This is a genomic window from Streptomyces sp. IBSNAI002 (assembly GCF_052244475.1).
Classification (GTDB): Bacteria; Actinomycetota; Actinomycetes; order Streptomycetales; family Streptomycetaceae; genus Streptomyces.
The window spans coordinates 6,032,970-6,051,550 of record NZ_JBQPXG010000002.1; the positions used below are offsets into that span (position 1 = coordinate 6,032,970).

Below are 18,581 nucleotides of genomic sequence, written 5' to 3' on the forward strand. Positions count from 1 at the left end.
CCTCCCCCCACGTGCGGGTGCCCCCGCGTTCCGGCCGGAACGCGGGGGCACCCGCATGTGGGGGGAGGACTACCGGCGGAAGCGGTGGCAGATGTACGCGAGGGTGCCGAGCAGCAGCCGGGCCTGCGGCGGGCCCCCGGCCGAGTCGAGCGCGGGCGGGCGCAGCCAGCCGGCCTGGCCGAGCCCCGCCCGGTCGGAGGGCGGGGCCGTCAGGTAGCAGCCGTGGCCCAGGGCCCGCAGGTCCAGATCGGCGTCGTCCCAACCCATCCGGTACAGCAGCTGCGGCAGTTCGGCCGCGGCGCCCGGGGCCACGAAGAACTGCGCCCTGCCGTCCGGGGTCTCGATGACCGGGCCGAGCGGCAGGCCCATCCGCTCCAGCCGGACCAGCGCGCGCCGGCCGGCCTCCGCGGAGACCTCGATGACGTCGAAGCTGCGGCCCACGGGGAGCAGTACCGCCGCACCCGGGTACTCGCCCCAGGCCTCGGTGACCTCGTCCAGGGTGGCCCCGGCCTTGACCGTGGGGGCGAAGTCGAGCGGATGCGCTCCGGGGGCGGCGCAGTGCGCGTCCCCGCAGGAGCAGTCGCGTGCGGGGGCCGCGGCGCGGGCGCCGGGGACCACGTCCCACCCCCACAGCCCGGTGTACTCCGCCACCGCCGTGCACTCCGAGGTCCGGCCGCGGCGCCGGGCACCGGAGCGGAACTCCCTGGTGCCACGGCTGCCGCCGATCGTGAAGCCCATGCCCATGCCCCCTCCAACGGGTCGGACGCTCCAGTGGTTACGGCATCGGCGGGACCGGCGCACTCCTCGCCGCGTGCGCCCCGAGCGCACTCCTGTCCACCGATCCCTTTTCACCTTGGTGTCAAGTGAATCGCGCCTGGCCGGTGGCGAGTTCATTCGAAGGGGTGGCGAATGGTGGCGTTTCTGGAATCGACCTCGCCGCAGGGGTGATCGTAGGATTACTTTCGGTACACGAACCCCGAAGGCAAACCCATCCGTGGGTATGCCGGAGGCAATGCGTGAAGGACTCGTGAAGGTCCGTGGCGACGGTTGCCGTTCCCGTCAGGGTTCGTGTGGAAGAGGCTGAGCGGATGGGGGCGTTCCAGTGAGCGGCAACGGCGCAAGCGGAACGGGCGAGGAGTCCGGGGAGTCCGCCGACCGCAACGTCCAGCTGACGTCGTGGTTCGTGCGCAGCGGCTGGTCGAAGGGCGAACTCGCCCGCCAGGTCAACCGCCGGGCCCGCCAGATGGGCGCGCACCACATCAGCACGGACACCTCCCGGGTACGCCGCTGGCTCGACGGCGAACAGCCCCGCGAGCCCGTTCCGCGGATCCTCTCCGAGCTCTTCTCCGAGCGTTTCGGCTCCGTCGTCGCCATCGAGCAGCTCGGCCTGCGCACCGCCCACCAGACCCCCTCCGTCTCCGGAGTCGACCTGCCCTGGGCCGGCCCGCAGACCGTCGAGCTGCTCGGCGAGTTCTCCCGCAGCGACCTGATGCTGGCCCGCCGCGGCTTCCTCGGGACCTCGCTCGCCCTCTCCGCCGGCCCCGCCCTCATCGAGCCCATGCAGCGCTGGCTCGTCCCGGCCCCGGCCGCCGACCCGGGACCGCGGGCGGCGGGGCCGGCGGGCCCCCTCCACGGCCCCCGACCGCCGCGGCTCTCCGAACCGGAGCTCGACCTCCTCGACGCGACCACCGTCATGTTCCGCCAGTGGGACGCCCAGTGCGGGGGCGGACTGCGCCGCAAGGCCGTGGTCGGCCAGCTCCACGAGGTCACCGACCTGCTCCAGGAGAACCACCCGGCCCCCGTCATGAAGCGGCTCTTCAAGGTGGCCGCGGAACTCGCCGAACTGGCAGGCTGGATGAGCTACGACATCGGCCTGCACCCCACCGCGCAGAAGTACTTCGTCCTGGCCCTGCACGCCGCGAAGGAGGCCGGGGACAAGCCGCTCGGCTCGTACATCCTGTCCGGGATGAGCCGCCAGATGATCCACCTGGGCCGCCCCGAGGACGCCCTGGAGCTCATCCACCTCGCGCAGTACGGCAGCCGCGACTGCGCCGGCCCCCGCACCCAGGCCATGCTGTATGCGATGGAGGCCCGCGCCTACGCCAACATGGGGCAGCCCAGCCGCTGCAAGCGGGCCGTGCGGATGGCAGAGGACACCTTCGGCGACGTCGGCTTCGGGGGCGAGCCGGAACCCGACTGGATCCGCTTCTTCTCCGAGGCGGAACTGAACGGCGAGAACTCCCACTCGTACCGCGACCTGGCCTACGTCGCCGGGCGCAGCCCCACGTACGCCTCCCTCGCCGAACCCGTCATGGAGCGTGCCGTCGAACTCTTCGAGAAGGACGAGGAGCACCAGCGCTCCTACGCCCTCAACCTCATCGGCATGGCCACCGTCCACCTGCTCCAGCGCGAGCCCGAGCAGGCCACCGTCCTCGCCGGCCGGGCCCTCGACGTGGCGCAAAAGGTCCGGTCCGAGCGGGTGAACACCCGGCTCCGCAAGACCGTCGACACCGCGGCCCGTGAGTACGGCGACGTCGCCGAGGTGGTCCGGCTCACCGACATCCTCGCCGCCCGGCTCCCCGAAGCCGCGGAGGCCGTCTGACGGCCCGCCCGGCCGCCCCCGAGGCCCCGGCCGCGGCAGTCACCCCGTGAAGCCCGATCAGGCTCCCCCAGCCAGGACATCCGGGTACTGCCGCGGCCGGCCGAACACCCGCCGTCCGTTCATGGACGCGTAACACGCCCGACCTCTTCGTCACGGGCACGAAACACCTTGCGGCGCCGCCGGAAACCGGCCTGCGCGAATCTCAGGGCCAATAACCGGCCAGTCCGGGCCGGCCCCCCACCAGGCCGGACCCCTTGACGCCGCTCAGGTTCCCACGATCGCCCGCACGCGAACGTACGACGACGAGGAGACGCCGATGGCATCAGCCATCACGACCCTCGCGGCAGACGCCCCGACGCTGTCTGCCGCGAACACCGGGTTCATGCTCATCTGCTCCGCCCTGGTCATGCTGATGACCCCGGGACTCGCCTTCTTCTACGGAGGCATGGTCCGCGTCAAGAGCAGCCTCAACATGCTGATGATGAGCTTCATCAGCCTCGGGATCGTCACGATCCTGTGGGTCCTCTACGGCTTCAGCCTCGCCTTCGGCACCGACTCCGGCTCCCTCATCGGCTGGAACTCCGACTACGTGGGCCTCAGCGGCATCGGGATCACCGAGCTGTGGGACGGCTACACCATCCCGGTCTACGTCTTCGCCGTCTTCCAGCTGATGTTCGCCGTCATCACCCCCGCCCTGATCAGCGGCGCCCTCGCCGACCGCGTGAAGTTCAGCGCCTGGGCCCTGTTCACCGCCCTGTGGGTGACCGTCGTCTACTTCCCCGTCGCCCACTGGGTCTGGGGCGCGGGCGGCTGGCTCTTCGAGCTCGGCGTCATCGACTTCGCCGGCGGCACCGCCGTCCACATCAACGCCGGCGCCGCCGCCCTCGGCGTGATCCTGGTCATCGGCAAGCGCGTCGGCTTCAAGAAGGACCCGATGCGCCCGCACAGCCTCCCGCTCGTGATGCTCGGCGCCGGTCTCCTGTGGTTCGGCTGGTTCGGCTTCAACGCGGGCTCCTGGCTCGGCAACGACGACGGCGTCGGCGCGGTCATGTTCGTCAACACCCAGGTCGCCACCGCCGCCGCCATGCTCGCCTGGCTCGCCTACGAGAAGCTGCGCCACGGCTCCTTCACCACCCTCGGCGCCGCCTCCGGCGCGGTCGCGGGCCTCGTCGCCATCACCCCCGCGGGCGGTGCGGTCAGCCCGCTCGGCGCGATCGCCGTCGGTGCGATCGCCGGTCTGCTGTGCGCCATGGCCGTGGGCCTCAAGTACAAGTTCGGCTTCGACGACTCCCTCGACGTCGTCGGCGTGCACCTCGTCGGCGGTGTCGCCGGCTCCCTGCTCGTGGGCTTCTTCGCCACCGGCGGGGTCCAGTCCGACGTCGCGGGCCTCTTCTACGGCGGCGGGCTGGAGCAGCTGGGCAAGCAGGCCGTCGGAGTCTTCTCCGTCCTCGCCTACTCTCTCGTGGCGTCCGCGCTGCTCGCCTTCCTCCTCGACAAGACGATGGGGATGCGGGTCGCCGAGGACGACGAGGTCTCGGGCATCGACCAGGTCGAACACGCCGAGACCGCATACGACTTCAGTGGGGCGGGCGGCGGAGCCGCCTCCCGGAGCACCGCCGTACCCGCCCCCGCCCCCGCCGTCGCGAGCAAGAAGGTTGACGCATGAAGCTGATCACCGCGGTCGTCAAGCCGCACAAGCTGGACGAGATCAAGGAAGCCCTCCAGGCCTTCGGGGTCCAGGGGCTCACCGTCACCGAGGCCAGCGGCTACGGGCGCCAGCGCGGCCACACCGAGGTCTACCGCGGCGCCGAGTACACCGTGGACCTCGTACCCAAGATCCGCATCGAGGTGCTCACCGACGACTCCGACGCCGACGACGTGATCGACGTCATCGTGCGGGCCGCCGCCACCGGCAAGATCGGCGACGGCAAGGTGTGGAGCGTCCCGGTGGACTCGGTCGTCCGGGTCCGCACCGGCGAGCGCGGCGCTGACGCGCTCTAGCTGACGGGAGCGCCTGGGTGACGAGCACCGAAGAGACCACGGACCACACGGCCGACTCGGGACCCAGCGGATATGCCGCGGCCCGGCTGCGACTCCTCCAGGAGGAGTCGCTGTCCGGGCCTTCGCGGCGTTCCGCCCTGGCCGGGCTGACCGACGACTGGCTGAACACCCTGTTCACGACCGCCGTCCGGGAGACCGGCGTACGCGGCGCCTCCCTGGTGGCCGTCGGCGGCTACGGACGGGGCGAGCTCTCCCCGCGCAGCGACCTCGACCTGGTGCTGCTCCACGACGGCAAGGCCGAGCCGCGGCGGCTCGGCGCGCTGGCCGACCGCCTCTGGTATCCGGTGTGGGACCTGGGCCTCGCCCTCGACCACTCCGTACGGACACCCGGCGAGGCCCGCAAGACGGCCGCCGAGGACCTCAAGGTGCACCTCGGACTGCTGGACGCCCGGCCGGTCGCCGGGGACGCGGGCCTGCTCGCGGGCCTGCGCACCTCCGTCCTGGCCGACTGGCGCAACCAGGCCGCCCGACGCCTCCCCGAGCTGCACGCCCTGTGCCGGGAGCGGGCCGAGCGCGCCGGGGAGCTCCGCTTCCTGCTCGAACCCGACCTCAAGGAGGCCCGCGGCGGGCTCCGGGACGCCACCGCGCTGCGGGCGGTGGCGGCGTCCTGGCTGGCGGACGCCCCGCGCGAGGGCCTCGCCGAGGCCCGGCGGCGGCTCCTCGACGCCCGGGACGCCCTGCACCTGGTCACGGGCCGGGCCACCGACCGGCTCGCTCTCCAGGAACAGGACCAGGTCGCGACCCGGCTCGGGCTGCTGGACGCGGACGCGCTGCTCCGCGAGGTGTACGAGGCCGCGCGGGTCGTCGCGTACGCCGGCGACGTGACCTGGCGGGAGGTCGGGCGGGTGCTGCGGGCGCGCTCGGCCCGGCCGAGGCTGCGCGGCCTGCTCGGCACCCGGGGCCCGTCGGCGGCCCCGCGGGCACCGTTGGCGGAAGGGGTCGTGGAATCCGACGGCGAGGCCGTACTGGCCCTGGCCGCGCGCCCCGACCGCGATCCGGTCCTGGCGCTGCGGCTCGCCGCGGCCGCGGCGCAGGCGGGGCTGCCCGTATCGCTGCACGCCCTGCGCAGGCTCGCCGCGCAGGGCAAACCGCTGCCGGTGCCGTGGCCGGCGGAGGCCCGCGAACAGTTGCTGACCCTGCTGGGCGCGGGGGAGCCGATGGTGGCCGTGTGGGAGGCCCTGGAGGCGGAGGGGCTGGTCACGCGGCTGCTGCCCGACTGGGAGCGGGTCCGCTGCCGTCCCCAGCGCAATCCCGTCCACACCTGGACCGTGGACCGGCACCTGATCGAGACGGCGGTGCGCGCCTCGGCCCTCACCCGCCGCGTCGGCCGCCCCGACCTGCTCCTGATGGCCGCCCTCCTGCACGACATCGGCAAGGGCTGGCCGGGGGACCACTCGGTGGCGGGCGAGACGATCGCCCGCGACGTCGCCGCCCGGGTCGGCTTCGATGCGCAGGACGTCGCCGTCCTGGGCGCGCTCGTACGCCACCACCTGCTGCTGATCGACACCGCGACCCGGCGCGACCTGGACGACCCGGCGACCGTCCGCTCGGTCGCCGCGGCCGTGGGGTCGGTGGGGACGCTGGAGATACTGCACGCCCTGACGGAGGCCGACGCCCTGGCCACCGGGCCGGCGGCCTGGAGCGCCTGGCGGGGATCGCTGGTCGCGGACCTCGTCGCGCGGGTCGCGGCGGTCCTGCGGGGGACGCCGCAGGAGGTGCGCGAGCCGGAGATCCCGACGACCGAGCAGGAACGCCTGGCCGTGGAGGCCCTGCGCACCGGGGAGCCGGTGCTCGCGCTCCACGCCCGCCAGGAGGCGGACGCGGTCGGCGTGGAGCTGGTCGTGGCCGTCCCCGACCAGCCCGGGGTGCTCCCGGCGGTGGCCGGGGTCCTGGCCCTGCACCGGCTGACCGTACGGGCGGCGGACCTGCGCTCCGTGGAACTCCCGGACCGGCTCGGCGAGGTGCTGGTGCTGCGGTGGCGGGTGGCGGCGGAGTACGGGGCGCTGCCCGAGGCGGCCAGGCTGCGCACCGACCTGGTGCGGGCCCTGGACGGCTCGCTGGACGTCCCGTCGAAACTGGCGGACCGCGAGGCGGCATACCCGCGCAGGCGCGGGGTGGTCCCGCCGCCGCCCCGGGTCACGGTGGTCCCGGACGTGTCCTCGCTGGCCACGGTCCTGGAGGTGCGGGCCCCGGACGCGGTGGGGCTGCTGCACCGCGTGGGCCGGGCGCTGGAGTCGGCGGGCGTACGGGTGCGCAGCGCGCACGTCTCGACGCTGGGGGCCAACGCGGTGGACACCGTGTACGTGGCCGACGGCGACGGCAAACCCCTGGCCCCCCGGGACGCCGCCGCCCTGGCCGCGGCGGTGCAGGCCGCACTGTCGTAGCGCCCCGTCGCAGCCCCCGCGGTCCGGTCCCGGGGCACCGGGATCGGACCGCAGGGTTCAGTGTGTGGCGCGGCCCGATACCCTGGGGGACGACCACAACGCCCCCGACCCGAGGAATCGCGACCACCGTGTTCGATACGCTCTCCGACCGCTTGGCGAATACCTTCAAGGGCCTGCGCGGCAAAGGCCGGCTGTCCGAGGCTGACATCGACGCAGCGGCCCGGGAAATCCGTATCGCCCTCCTCGAGGCCGACGTCGCCCTCCCGGTCGTCCGCTCCTTCATCGCGAACGTCAAGGAACGCGCGCGCGGCGAAGAGGTCAGCAAGGCCCTGAACCCGGGCCAGCAGGTCCTCAAGATCGTCAACGACGAGCTCGTCACGATCCTCGGCGGCGAGACCCGGCGGCTGCGCTTCGCCAAGACCGCCCCCACCGTGATCATGCTCGCCGGTCTCCAGGGTGCGGGTAAGACCACCCTCGCCGGAAAGCTCGGCCTGTGGCTCAAGGGGCAGGGCCACACCCCGCTCCTCGTCGCGTGCGACCTCCAGCGTCCCAACGCCGTCAACCAGCTCTCCGTCGTCGCCGACCGCGCGGGCGTGGCGTTCTACGGGCCCCAGCCGGGCAACGGCGTCGGCGACCCGGTCCAGGTGGCCAAGGACTCCGTCGAGTACGCGCGCACCAAGCAGTTCGACATCGTGATCGTCGACACCGCCGGCCGCCTCGGCATCGACCAGGAGCTGATGCAGCAGGCCGCGGACATCCGCGACGCCGTCAGCCCCGACGAGATCCTCTTCGTCGTCGACGCCATGATCGGCCAGGACGCGGTCAACACCGCCGAGGCCTTCCGCGACGGCGTCGGCTTCGACGGCGTCGTGCTGTCCAAGCTCGACGGCGACGCCCGCGGTGGGGCCGCGCTCTCCATCGCGCACGTCACCGGCAAGCAGATCATGTTCGCCTCGAACGGCGAGAAGCTCGACGAGTTCGACGCCTTCCACCCGGACCGCATGGCGGGCCGGATCCTCGACATGGGTGACATGCTCACCCTGATCGAGCAGGCCGAGAAGACCTTCAGCCAGGCCGAAGCCGAGAAGATGGCGGCCAAGCTGCAGAAGGGCCCCAAGGAGTTCACGCTCGACGACTTCCTGGCCCAGATGGAGCAGGTCCGCAAGATGGGCTCCATCTCCAAGCTGCTCGGCATGCTGCCCGGCATGGGGCAGATCAAGGACCAGATCAACAACATCGACGAGCGCGACGTGGACCGCACCGCCGCGATCATCAAGTCGATGACCCCGGCCGAGCGCCAGGACCCGACGATCATCAACGGCTCGCGCCGGGCCCGTATCGCCAAGGGCTCCGGCACCGAGGTCAGTGCGGTCAAGTCGCTCGTGGAGCGGTTCTTCGACGCCCGCAAGATGATGTCCCGCATGGCCCAGGGCGGCGGCATGCCGGGCATGCCCGGCATCCCCGGGATGGGCGGCGGCCCCGGCCGGCAGAAGAAGCAGGTCAAGCAGGCCAAGGGCAAGCGCAAGAGCGGCAACCCGATGAAGCGCAGGGAAGAGGAGGCCGCGGCCGCGGCCCGCCGCGAGCAGGGCCCGCAGGCGGTCGAGTCCGCGCCCGGGGCCAACCCGTTCGGCCTTCCGGCGGGCGGCGGTCAGCCGGGTCAGGAATTCGACCTTCCGGACGAGTTCAAGAAGTTCATGAAGTAGCACCCGCGCAGGCGGGAAGCGGAGGGCCCCGGTCGTGACCTCACGGCCGGGGCCCTCCGCTTTCTGCAGGGGCAATGGGTTGATTTGTCGCTTATCGTCTGCCGGGAGGACGGCAGAAGGAGGCGCCCCGTGCCCACCCCCACCCCCGTACCGCCCCGCGACCGGGCCGACACGCCCTGGCGCTCCGAGGGCGCACCGCCCGCGCCTCCGCCGAAGAAGCGGATGCCCGGCGGCTGGCGCGGGCTGATCCTCACCGCCCTGATCGTGTACCTGATCACCAATCTGGTGCTGTCCTTCTTCAACGAGGGGGACGAGCCGACGATCTCGTACACGGAGTTCAGCAAGCAGGTCGCGAACGGCAACGTCTCGAAGATCTACTCCAAGGGCGACGCGATTCAGGGCCAGCTGAAGGCCAAGCAGCCGATGCCCGACGGGGACAAGGGCGACTACACCAAGTTCGTCACCCAGCGCCCCGCCTTCGCCGACGACGACCTGTGGGCGAACCTCACCAAGCAGAACGTGAACGTGACCGCCTCACCGGTCGTGGTGCAGCGCAGCTTCCTGGCCAACCTGCTGCTCTCCCTCGCCCCGATCCTGCTCCTGGTCCTGCTGTGGGTGTTCATCGCCCGCCGGATGGGCGCGGCGATGGGCGGCGGCATGGGCGCGCTGGGCCGCAAGGCACCGCCCAAGCCGGTGGAACTGGAGGCGGGCGCACCGCGCACCACCTTCGAGGACGTGGCGGGCATCGACGAGGTCGAGGGCGAGCTCAACGACGTCGTCGACTTCCTCAAGAACCCGCAGGCCTACCGGAAGCTGGGCGCCCGGATGCCCGGCGGCGTCCTGCTGTCCGGCCCGCCCGGCACCGGCAAGACCCTCCTCGCCCGGGCGGTGGCGGGCGAGGCCGGGGTGCCGTTCTTCTCCGCCTCCGCCTCCGAGTTCATCGAGATGATCGTCGGGGTCGGCGCCTCCCGCGTCCGCGAACTCTTCGCCGAGGCGCGCAAGGTGGCCCCCGCGATCATCTTCATCGACGAGATCGACACCATCGGGCGCGTGCGCGGCGGCGGCGGGGCCATGGGCGGCCACGACGAGCGCGAACAGACCCTCAACCAGATCCTCACCGAGATGGACGGCTTCTCGGGCTCGGAAGGGGTGGTCGTACTGGCCGCCACCAACCGCGCGGACGTCCTGGACCCCGCCCTGACCCGGCCCGGCCGTTTCGACCGCACCGTGGTCGTCTCCCCGCCCGACCGGGGCGGCCGCGAGGCCATCCTGCGCATCCACACCCGCGACATCCCGCTCGCCCCGGGCGTCGACCTCGAACAGGTGGCCCGTACCACCCCCGGGATGACCGGCGCCGAACTGGCCAACCTGGCCAACGAGGCCGCGCTGCTGGCCGTCAAGCGCCGACAGGACCAGGTCACCCAGTCCGACCTGTCCGACGCCCTGGAGAAGGTCCAGCTCGGCGCGGAGCGGTCCCTGGTCATGCCGCTGGAGGAGCGCCGCCGCACGGCCTACCACGAGAGCGGCCACGCCCTCCTGGGCATGCTCCAGCCGGGCGCCGACCCGGTCCGCAAGATCACCATCGTGCCCCGCGGCCGCGCCCTCGGCGTGACCCTCTCGACCCCGGACGCCGACCGGTACGCCTACACGGAGCCGTACCTGCGCGGCCGCATCATCGGCGCGCTCGGCGGCATGGCCGCCGAACACGTGGTCTACGACGTGATCACCACGGGTGCGGAGAACGACCTCGAACAGGTCACCAACATCGTGCGCGGAATGGTCGGCCGCTGGGGCATGAGCGAGCGCGTCGGAAAGCTCACCGCCATCCCGTCCGACGGCGGCAGCCCGTACGGCCTGTCCGCAGCGCCCACCACCCTCGACGCGGTGGACCACGAGATGCGGCGGATCGTCGACGAGTGCTACGACAAGGCCTGCCGCCTGCTGCGCGAGAACCGCCCGAAACTCGACGCCCTGGCCGAGGCCCTGCTCGCCAGCGAGACCCTGGACGAGGCGGCCGCGTACGCCGCCGCCGGCATCACCCGTATGACGAAGGGCCACGACGCCGGCTGACCGGTCACGGCTAGGCCACCCGGGCGATCACATACCGGAAGATGTTCGGCAGCCAGACGGCCCCGTCGGGCCGCTCGTACGGGTGAAGGGCGACGGCCAGTTCCTTCTCGGCCAGCGCCGGATCGGCCATCCCGAACGGCGCGGCGTCATCGGCTCCGCCGCCTCCGGCTCCGGCGCCTCCGGCTCCGGCGCCTCCGGCCCCGGCGGAGCCGGTGCCCGCGACGGGGTACAGCCCCGTCGACAGCAGCCCGCGCACCGCGCTGTCCACGTCCGCGTAGCCGAACGGGCAGAACACCCGCCCCGACCCGTCCGGGCGCAGCCCGGCCCGCTCCACGAGCGCGTCCAGGTCCCGCGGCGCGGGACCGCCGCCCAGCACCGCGGGCACGGTGCACCGCTCCGCCGGGCCCCAGTCGGCCAGCACCACCGCCCCGCCGCGCCGGACCGCGGGCAGCGCCCGCGCCAGCGCCAGCGGGTCGGGCGAGAAGGCCAGCAGCGCGTCGTACGGGCCGTCCGCCGACGCGGCCGGCGGGGCGGACGGCGGAGCGGCGAGGACCTCCAGGAGCCGTTCGCGGGCCAGCGCCCGCCGGGCCGGATCCGCCTCCACGCCGGTGGCCGCGGCTCCCCGCCCGGCCGCGAGCAGCAGGGGCAGCCCGGCCCCGCAGCCGAGGCCCAGCAGCCGGTCTCCCGGCCCGACCTCCAGCCGGTCGTAGACCGCCTCGTACAGCGGTACCAGCATCCGTTCCTGGATCTCGGCCCAGTCCCGGGCGACGAGCGTCGCGGTCGGCGTCGGTGTCATCGAAAGAGCGCTCCTGATTCCATGTCGCCCCCTTGCCCCCGTTGACAGAGAACTCCCCATCGGCCTCCGCGTCCAGAGGAACGAGCCACCCGATTCACGCTCGGCGCGCCGGGCGCCGTACCATTCGCGCCATGGCAAAGGCACCCGTTCTCACCCCGCAGGCGGAGGATTTCCCCCGCTGGTACCAGGATCTGATCAACAAGGCCGAGCTGGCCGACAACGGTCCGGTCCGCGGCACCATGGTCATCCGACCGTACGGCTACGGCCTGTGGGAGCGGATGCAGCAGGAGATGGACGCGCGGATCAAGGACGCGGGCGCCCAGAACGCGTACTTCCCGCTGTTCATCCCGCAGTCGTACCTGACGAAGGAAGCCGAGCACGTCGAGGGCTTCGCCCCCGAGCTCGCGGTCGTCACGCACGGCGGCGGCAAGGAGCTGGAAGAGCCGGTCGTGGTCCGGCCCACCTCCGAGACGATCATCAACGACTACTTCTCCAAGTGGGTCCAGAGCTACCGCGACCTGCCGCTGCTGATCAACCAGTGGGCCAACGTGGTCCGCTGGGAGATGCGCCCGCGCGTGTTCCTCCGTACGAGCGAGTTCCTCTGGCAGGAGGGCCACACCGCCCACGCCACCTACGAGGACGCCCGCGACTACGCCGCCCGCATCCACACGGACGTCTACGGCGACTTCATGACGAACGTGCTCGGCATCGACGTCGTGCTCGGCCGCAAGACCGCCAAGGAGCGCTTCGCCGGCGCCATCAACACCCTCACGCTCGAGGGCATGATGGGCGACGGCAAGGCCCTCCAGCTGGGCACGAGCCACGAGCTCGGCACCAACTTCGCCAAGGCCTTCAACACGCAGTACCTGTCGAAGGAAGGCAAGCAGGAGCTCGTCTGGCAGACCTCGTGGGGCGTTTCGACCCGCATGGTCGGCGGCCTGATCATGTCCCACGGAGACGACAACGGCCTGCGCGTTCCGCCGCGCCTGGCCCACGTCCAGGTCGTCGTCATGGCGATCAAGGGCGACGAGGCCGTGGCGAAGGTCCGCGAGCTGGGCGCCCAGCTGAAGGCCGCCGGCCTGCGCGTGCAGGTCGACGACCGCGTGGACACCCCCTTCGGCCGCCGCGCCGTGGACTGGGAGCTCAAGGGCGTACCGGTCCGCATCGAGATCGGCCCCCGCGACCTGGAGGCCGGCACCGCGATGCTGGCCCGCCGCATCCCGGGCGGGAGGACCCCGGTGCAGATCGACGCGCTCGCCGACCTGCTGCCCAAGGTGCTGGACGAGGACCAGGCGCAGCTGCTGCGCGAGTCCCGCGAGCGCCGTGTGGCCCGTACCTCGGACGTCTCGACCATCGGGGAGGCCGCCGAGGCCGCCATCGCCGGCGGCTGGGCGCGCATCCCGTGGGCGGACCTGGGCCCGGAGGGCGAGGCCAAGCTCGCCGAGCAGGCCGTCTCCGTGCGCTGCCTGATCGCCGAGGACGGGTCGGTTCCGGAGGCGGACGACGCTCCCGGTACCCTCGCGATCGTCGCACGCTCGTACTGATCGACTGATCGACTGATCGACTGACTCCGCTGGTGCGCCCCGGCGCGCGGCCCACGCCGCGTGCCGGGGCGTACTCGTCGTTACGTACCGACTCCTCCTGAGATCGGCGCACCCGTCCTCGTCGGGACGCATCAGACTGAACTGACTGGTACGTGCAAAAAATTTGGAATGGCCCGGAATCGGAACACCGGGGCACCCCGGCTCGTTGTCACGACGTGAGCACGACACCACCTGTTCTCGCCGCAGAGCTGGCGCAGGCGTGGGCCGACATTCAGCGGTACCACCCCGAGCTGCCTGACCTTGCCGCGCCCGAGTCCCTGATCGGAGAGTCCTCGTCCGCCTGTGGCGCCGAGCTCTCCTTCGAGCGACTGCTGCACGAGGCAGTCCACGGCATCGCCGCCGCCCGCGGTGTCCGTGACACCTCGCGCGCCGGCCGCTACCACAACCGCAGATTCCTCGCGATCGCCGAGGAGATGGGGCTTGACCACTCCGAGGAGCCCCACGCGAGCAGCGGCTTCTCACTGGTCGCGCTCAATCCCGAGGCGAAGCGGCGCTACCGGCCCACCATCGAGCGGCTTCAGCGCGCCCTGAAGGCGCACACGGCCGCCACGGCCGCCGACACCAAGCGCAGCTTCCGCGGACCGGCCGCCCGGCACGGCTCCTCCGGCGGCGGCGTCCGCGTCAAGGCGGTCTGCGACTGCGGCCGCAACGTCCGCGTGGTCCCTTCCGTACTCGCCCAGGCCCCCATCGTCTGCGGCGGCTGCATGAAGCCCTTCCGCATCCCCGAGGTGGCGGTGGCAGCGGCCTCCTGACGCCCCCGCCGCCGGACCGGGCGGCGGGGCCGCGCCCGCGGGGCGAGGGGTGCGGGCCCGCCCGCGGCGACGGCCGGATCACCCCGCTCGGAAGCACCGCAGGCGTATGGCACAATGGCTAGCTGTACTCGACAGTCGCATAGGACCCCTCTCTCCTCCGGCTGACGCGTCCATCGGGCACCCGAGTACCGCAACCCCACGTGGCATCTCATGTGCCCAACCACGTCAAGTTCAGGAGACACCACTCCAGTGGCAGTCAAGATCAAGCTCAAGCGCCTCGGCAAGATTCGCCAGCCGCACTACCGCATCGTCGTCGCCGACGCCCGCACCCGCCGGGATGGTCGCGCGATCGAGGAGATCGGTATCTACCACCCGACCTACAACCCGTCGCGCATCGAGGTCAACGCCGAGCGTGCGCAGTACTGGCTGTCCGTCGGCGCCCAGCCCACCGAGGCTGTGCTCGCCATCCTGAAGCTGACCGGTGACTGGCAGGCCCACAAGGGCCTTCCCGCCCCCGCGCCGCTGCTCCAGCCGGCGACGAAGGAAGACAAGCGTCGGTCCTTCGACGAGTTCGCCAAGGCCCTCGAGGGTGGCGACGCCAAGGGCGAGGCCATCACGCAGAAGGCGAAGAAGGCCGACAAGAAGGCGGACGAGGCTGAGGCCACCGCCGAGTCGACCGAGGCCTGAGCATGCTCGAGGAGGCTCTTGAGCACCTCGTGAAGGGCATTGTGGACAACCCCGACGATGTGCAGGTCGCCTCGCGCAACCTGCGGCGCGGACAGGTGCTCGAGGTCCGGGTCCACCCGGACGACCTCGGGAAGGTGATCGGCCGCAACGGCCGCACCGCACGTGCTCTGCGTACCGTCGTGGGCGCCATCGGCGGCCGGGGGATCCGCGTCGACCTCGTCGACGTGGACCAGGTCCGCTGAGAAGTTGAATCACCGGCACGGGCCGGGGAGGGCATTCGTGCCCACCCCGGCCCGAGTCGTTTCTGCCCGCGGGCAGAGCCACCATGGACCGAGAAGCCACGACGGAGAGGTACCACCTCCGCGCGAGCGGCGGCGGGCTGGCCGCAAAGAGGAGAGCGAACAGTGGAGCTGGTAGTCGCGCGGATCGGCCGCGCCCACGGCATCAAGGGTGAGGTCACCGTCGAGGTGCGCACCGACGAGCCGGAGCTGAGGCTCAGCCCCGGCGCCGTGCTCCGGACCGAACCGGCGTCGGCGGGACCGCTGACCATCGAGACCGGCCGGGTACACAGCAGCCGGCTCCTGCTCCGCTTCGCGGGCGTCAAGGACCGCTCCGGCGCCGAGGCGCTGCGCAACATCCTGCTGATCGCGGACGTGGACCCGGCGGAGCTGCCCGACGAGCCCGACGAGTACTACGACCACCAGCTGATGGACCTCGACGTCGTCCTGGAGGACGGCACCGAGATCGGCCGGATCACCGAGATCTCCCACCTGCCCTCGCAGGACCTCTTCATCGTCGAGCGCCCGGACGGCTCCGAGGTGATGATCCCCTTCGTGGAGGAGATCGTCGCCGAGATCGACCTGGAGGAGCAGCGCTGCGTCATCACCCCGCCCCCCGGGCTGATCGACGAGCGCGATGCGGTCGTCGTCTCGACCCGCGATGAGGACGCCCAGGGTTCCGGGGACGACGCCTGATGCGTCTCGACGTCGTCACGATCTTCCCCGAGTACCTGGAACCGCTGAACGTCTCCCTCGTCGGCAAGGCGCGCGCCCGCGGCCAGCTCGACGTGCACGTCCACGACCTGCGGGACTGGACGTACGACCGGCACAACACGGTCGACGACACCCCCTACGGCGGCGGCCCCGGCATGGTCATGAAGACCGACCCGTGGGGCGAGGCCCTGGACACGGCGCTGGCCGACGGCTACGAGACGGGCGCGCACGGGCCCGTCATGGTCGTCCCCACCCCCAGCGGCCGGCCCTTCACCCAGGAACTGGCCGTCGAACTCTCCGAGCGGCCCTGGCTGATCTTCACACCGGCCCGCTACGAGGGCATCGACCGCCGCGTCATGGACGAGTACGCCACGCGCATGCCGGTGTACGAGGTCTCCATCGGCGACTACGTACTGGCGGGCGGCGAGGCCGCCGTCCTGGTCGTCACCGAGGCCGTGGCCCGGCTGCTCCCCGGGGTGCTCGGCAACGCCGAATCGCACCGCGACGACTCCTTCGCCCCCGGAGAGATGGCGAACCTGCTGGAGGGGCCCGTCTACACCAAGCCCCCCGAGTGGCGCGGCCGCGGCATCCCGGAGGTGCTGCTCAGCGGCCACCACGGGAAGATCGCCCGCTGGCGGCGGGACGAGGCCTTCCGCCGGACCGCCCGCAACCGTCCGGACCTGATCGAGCGCTGCGAGGCCTCCGCGTTCGACAAGAAGGACCGCGAGATCCTGTCCATCCTGGGCTGGGCGCCGTCGGCGGACGGCCGATTTTGGCGCAGGCCGCAGGCCGTGGAAGAATAGGCGGCTGCTGTGTGCTCGCGGACGCCCCTGCCACAGGGGGACCGTCGCCCGCCGGGTTCCACGGCTCCCGAATTCTCTACGGAAACCCGCACCGGCGACCTGTGGCGTCGTGCGAAGAAAGCAGACGAAGAACATGTCTCACCTGCTCGATGGCGTCAACGCCGCCGCGCTCCGCTCGGACGTCCCGGCCTTCCGCCCGGGTGACACGATCAACGTGCACGTCCGCGTGATCGAGGGCAACCGCTCCCGTATCCAGCAGTTCAAGGGTGTCGTCATCCGCCGCCAGGGCGCCGGTGTCTCCGAGACCTTCACCGTTCGCAAGGTCTCCTTCAGCGTCGGCGTGGAGCGTACCTTCCCGGTCCACTCCCCGATCTTCGAGAAGATCGAGCTCGTCACCCGCGGTGACGTGCGCCGCGCCAAGCTGTACTACCTCCGTGAGCTCCGCGGCAAGGCCGCGAAGATCAAGGAGAAGCGCGACAACTGAGGTCGCCTCCGGTGTTCCGGGGTGGCCGGATAGGCTCGCCCCACGATGGACACCGAAGCACCTCACACGCAGCGCGGCCACTCTTCCCCCGTCGAGGGGGAGGGGCGGCCGCGTTTTGCGTTCTCCGCGGTCCTCCGGCCGCTGACCTGGCGGCGGGCCGGCGCGCTCGGCGTGATCTGCACCGTCTTCCTGCTGCTGTTCAGCAACTTCGTGGTCCAGCCGTTCCTGATCCCGAGCCGCTCCATGGAGCCGGCGCTCAAGGTCGGCGACCGGGTCCTGGCCGACAAGCTGGCGTACCGTTTCGGCGAGCAGCCGCGCCGCGGTGACGTGGTGGTCTTCGACGGCACCGGATCCTTCGTACGGGAACGCCCCGCGGGCAACCCGGTCGGCGAGCTGCTGCACGGCGCGGCCTCGGCGCTCGGGCTCGCGGAGCCGGCCGACACCGACTTCGTCAAGCGGGTCGTGGGCGTCGGCGGCGACGACGTGGTGTGCTGCGACGCCGGGGGCCGCATCGAGGTCAACGGCGTCCCGCTGGAGGAGCCGTACCTGTACCCGGGCGACACGCCCTCGAAGGTGCCCTTCCGGATCGTCGTACCCCTTGGGACCCTGTGGGTGATGGGTGATCATCGTTCCCAGTCCCGGGATTCCCGGGACCACCTGGGGGAACCGGGCGGGGGGATGGTGCCGGTGGAGAAGGTGATCGGGCGGGCCGAGTGGATCGGCTGGCCCCTGTCGCGCTGGGGCAGGGCGGGCGGCGGCCATGGGTAGCCGCGGGCGGCCGCGCGGCGGGCGGGAGCCGGAGCCCAGACCCGAGCCGGAGCCGGAGCCCGCCGCCCCGGAGCCCGCCGCCCCCGAGGGCGGCCGGGCCGAGCGGCGCCGAACGGCCCGCCGGGTGCGGCGGCGCCGGCGCACGCGCCGGGCGGGTGAGCTGCCCCTGCTGGTGGTCGTGGCGCTGTGCATAGCCCTGCTCCTCAAGACCTTCCTCGTGCAGGCCTTCTTCATCCCGTCGGGTTCCATGGAGCAGACCATCCGGATCGGCGACCGGGTGCTTGTGGACAAGCTGACCCCCTGGTTCGGCTCCAAGGTCGAGCGCGGCGACGTCGTCGTGTTCAAGGACCCCGGCGGCTGGCTCACCCGGGAGGCCGCCCGGCCTGCCCCGGACCCGGTCGGGATCAAGCAGATCAAGCAGGCTCTCACCTTTATCGGCCTGCTGCCCTCGGCGGACGAGCAGGACCTGATCAAGCGCGTCATCGGCGTCGGCGGCGACACCGTCAAGTGCTGCGACGCCCGGGGGCGGGTCAGCGTCAACGGCTCGCCGCTCGATGAGCCCTACGTGAACGAGGGCAACGCGCCCTCGGAGATCCGCTTCGAGGTGCGGGTGCCGCCGGGCCGGATCTTCGTGATGGGCGACCACCGGGCCAATTCCGCCGACTCCCGCTACCACCTCGACGAGGCCTTCGAGGGCACCATCGACGAGAACGAGGTCGTGGGCGAGGCCGTGGTGATCGCATGGCCGTTCGGGCACTGGAGCCGGCTCGACACGCCCGCCACCTTCCGGATGGTCCCCGATCAGGCGCGACGCGAGGTACGGGGGCGTCGTCGGCGCCGCCGGACCCCGCCGTTCGCATAGTGTGTCCTGGGTC

17 protein-coding genes are annotated in these 18,581 nt (G+C 72.1%); 15 read left to right on the forward strand and 2 right to left on the reverse strand.

Annotated features, from left to right (window positions below):
* Positions 1 to 69 precede the first annotated feature (69 nt).
* The gene (locus tag ACTVZO_RS29120) at positions 70 to 738 is read right to left on the reverse strand and encodes a bifunctional DNA primase/polymerase (RefSeq protein WP_443301146.1); all 669 of its coding nucleotides are present in this window, start codon (positions 736 to 738) and stop codon (positions 70 to 72) included.
* Positions 739 to 1,102: 364 nt separating this feature from the next.
* Here ACTVZO_RS29120 and nsdA point away from each other — a divergent pair, with 364 nt between their 5' ends.
* From nsdA to ftsH, 6 genes are all read left to right on the forward strand, one after another.
* Positions 1,103 to 2,602: a transcriptional repressor NsdA gene (nsdA, locus tag ACTVZO_RS29125; protein WP_443301147.1), complete on the forward strand. Its 1,500-nt coding sequence runs from the start codon at positions 1,103 to 1,105 to the stop codon at positions 2,600 to 2,602.
* Positions 2,603 to 2,918: 316 nt separating this feature from the next.
* On the forward strand, positions 2,919 to 4,268 hold the full coding sequence (locus tag ACTVZO_RS29130; RefSeq protein WP_443301148.1) for an ammonium transporter: 1,350 nt from the start codon (positions 2,919 to 2,921) through the stop codon (positions 4,266 to 4,268).
* Positions 4,265 to 4,603 (forward strand): P-II family nitrogen regulator, encoded by a 339-nt coding sequence (locus ACTVZO_RS29135; protein WP_443301149.1) that lies wholly within the window; start codon positions 4,265 to 4,267, stop codon positions 4,601 to 4,603. Before ACTVZO_RS29130 ends, ACTVZO_RS29135 begins: the two co-directional genes overlap by 4 nt.
* 17 nt (positions 4,604 to 4,620) lie before the next feature.
* Positions 4,621 to 7,047, forward strand: coding sequence for a [protein-PII] uridylyltransferase (locus ACTVZO_RS29140; protein WP_443301150.1), 2,427 nt, complete (start codon positions 4,621 to 4,623; stop codon positions 7,045 to 7,047).
* A gap of 128 nt (positions 7,048 to 7,175) precedes the next feature.
* Complete coding sequence (ffh, locus tag ACTVZO_RS29145; protein ID WP_443301151.1) at positions 7,176 to 8,750, forward strand: signal recognition particle protein; 1,575 nt, start codon at positions 7,176 to 7,178, stop codon at positions 8,748 to 8,750.
* 129 nt (positions 8,751 to 8,879) lie between these two features.
* Complete coding sequence (gene ftsH / locus ACTVZO_RS29150) at positions 8,880 to 10,820, forward strand: ATP-dependent zinc metalloprotease FtsH (protein WP_443301152.1); 1,941 nt, start codon at positions 8,880 to 8,882, stop codon at positions 10,818 to 10,820.
* Positions 10,821 to 10,830: 10 nt separating this feature from the next.
* On the opposite strand, the gene ACTVZO_RS29155 is transcribed toward ftsH, so the two are convergent.
* On the reverse strand, positions 10,831 to 11,616 hold the full coding sequence (locus ACTVZO_RS29155) for a methyltransferase type 11 (RefSeq protein WP_443301153.1): 786 nt from the start codon (positions 11,614 to 11,616) through the stop codon (positions 10,831 to 10,833).
* Positions 11,617 to 11,747: 131 nt separating this feature from the next.
* Between ACTVZO_RS29155 and proS the strand changes: the two genes are divergently transcribed.
* From proS to lepB (ACTVZO_RS29200), 9 genes are all read left to right on the forward strand, one after another.
* A complete protein-coding gene (proS, locus tag ACTVZO_RS29160) occupies positions 11,748 to 13,160 on the forward strand; it encodes a proline--tRNA ligase (protein ID WP_443301154.1) in 1,413 nt (470 codons plus the stop codon).
* 215 nt (positions 13,161 to 13,375) lie between these two features.
* Positions 13,376 to 13,972 carry a hypothetical protein gene (locus ACTVZO_RS29165; protein ID WP_384225004.1) on the forward strand — a complete coding sequence of 199 codons (597 nt, stop codon included), beginning with the start codon at positions 13,376 to 13,378 and terminating at the stop codon, positions 13,970 to 13,972.
* 249 nt (positions 13,973 to 14,221) lie between these two features.
* On the forward strand, positions 14,222 to 14,659 hold the full coding sequence (gene rpsP / locus ACTVZO_RS29170; RefSeq protein WP_443301155.1) for a 30S ribosomal protein S16: 438 nt from the start codon (positions 14,222 to 14,224) through the stop codon (positions 14,657 to 14,659).
* 2 nt (positions 14,660 to 14,661) lie between these two features.
* Positions 14,662 to 14,901 carry an RNA-binding protein gene (locus tag ACTVZO_RS29175; RefSeq protein ID WP_007266827.1) on the forward strand — a complete coding sequence of 80 codons (240 nt, stop codon included), beginning with the start codon at positions 14,662 to 14,664 and terminating at the stop codon, positions 14,899 to 14,901.
* Between the two features lie 162 nt (positions 14,902 to 15,063).
* Positions 15,064 to 15,633, forward strand: coding sequence for a ribosome maturation factor RimM (gene rimM, locus ACTVZO_RS29180; protein WP_443301156.1), 570 nt, complete (start codon positions 15,064 to 15,066; stop codon positions 15,631 to 15,633).
* A complete protein-coding gene (gene trmD, locus ACTVZO_RS29185) occupies positions 15,633 to 16,454 on the forward strand; it encodes a tRNA (guanosine(37)-N1)-methyltransferase TrmD (RefSeq protein ID WP_443301157.1) in 822 nt (273 codons plus the stop codon). Before rimM ends, trmD begins: the two co-directional genes overlap by 1 nt.
* A gap of 133 nt (positions 16,455 to 16,587) precedes the next feature.
* The gene (gene rplS / locus ACTVZO_RS29190; protein WP_073911044.1) at positions 16,588 to 16,938 is read left to right on the forward strand and encodes a 50S ribosomal protein L19; all 351 of its coding nucleotides are present in this window, start codon (positions 16,588 to 16,590) and stop codon (positions 16,936 to 16,938) included.
* A gap of 45 nt (positions 16,939 to 16,983) precedes the next feature.
* Positions 16,984 to 17,706 carry a signal peptidase I gene (lepB, locus tag ACTVZO_RS29195; RefSeq protein WP_443301158.1) on the forward strand — a complete coding sequence of 241 codons (723 nt, stop codon included), beginning with the start codon at positions 16,984 to 16,986 and terminating at the stop codon, positions 17,704 to 17,706.
* Entirely contained in the window at positions 17,699 to 18,568 is an 870-nt protein-coding gene (gene lepB, locus ACTVZO_RS29200; protein ID WP_443301159.1) for a signal peptidase I, read from the forward strand. The genes lepB (ACTVZO_RS29195) and lepB (ACTVZO_RS29200) overlap by 8 nt, the downstream gene beginning before the upstream one ends.
* Positions 18,569 to 18,581: the final 13 nt, after the last annotated feature.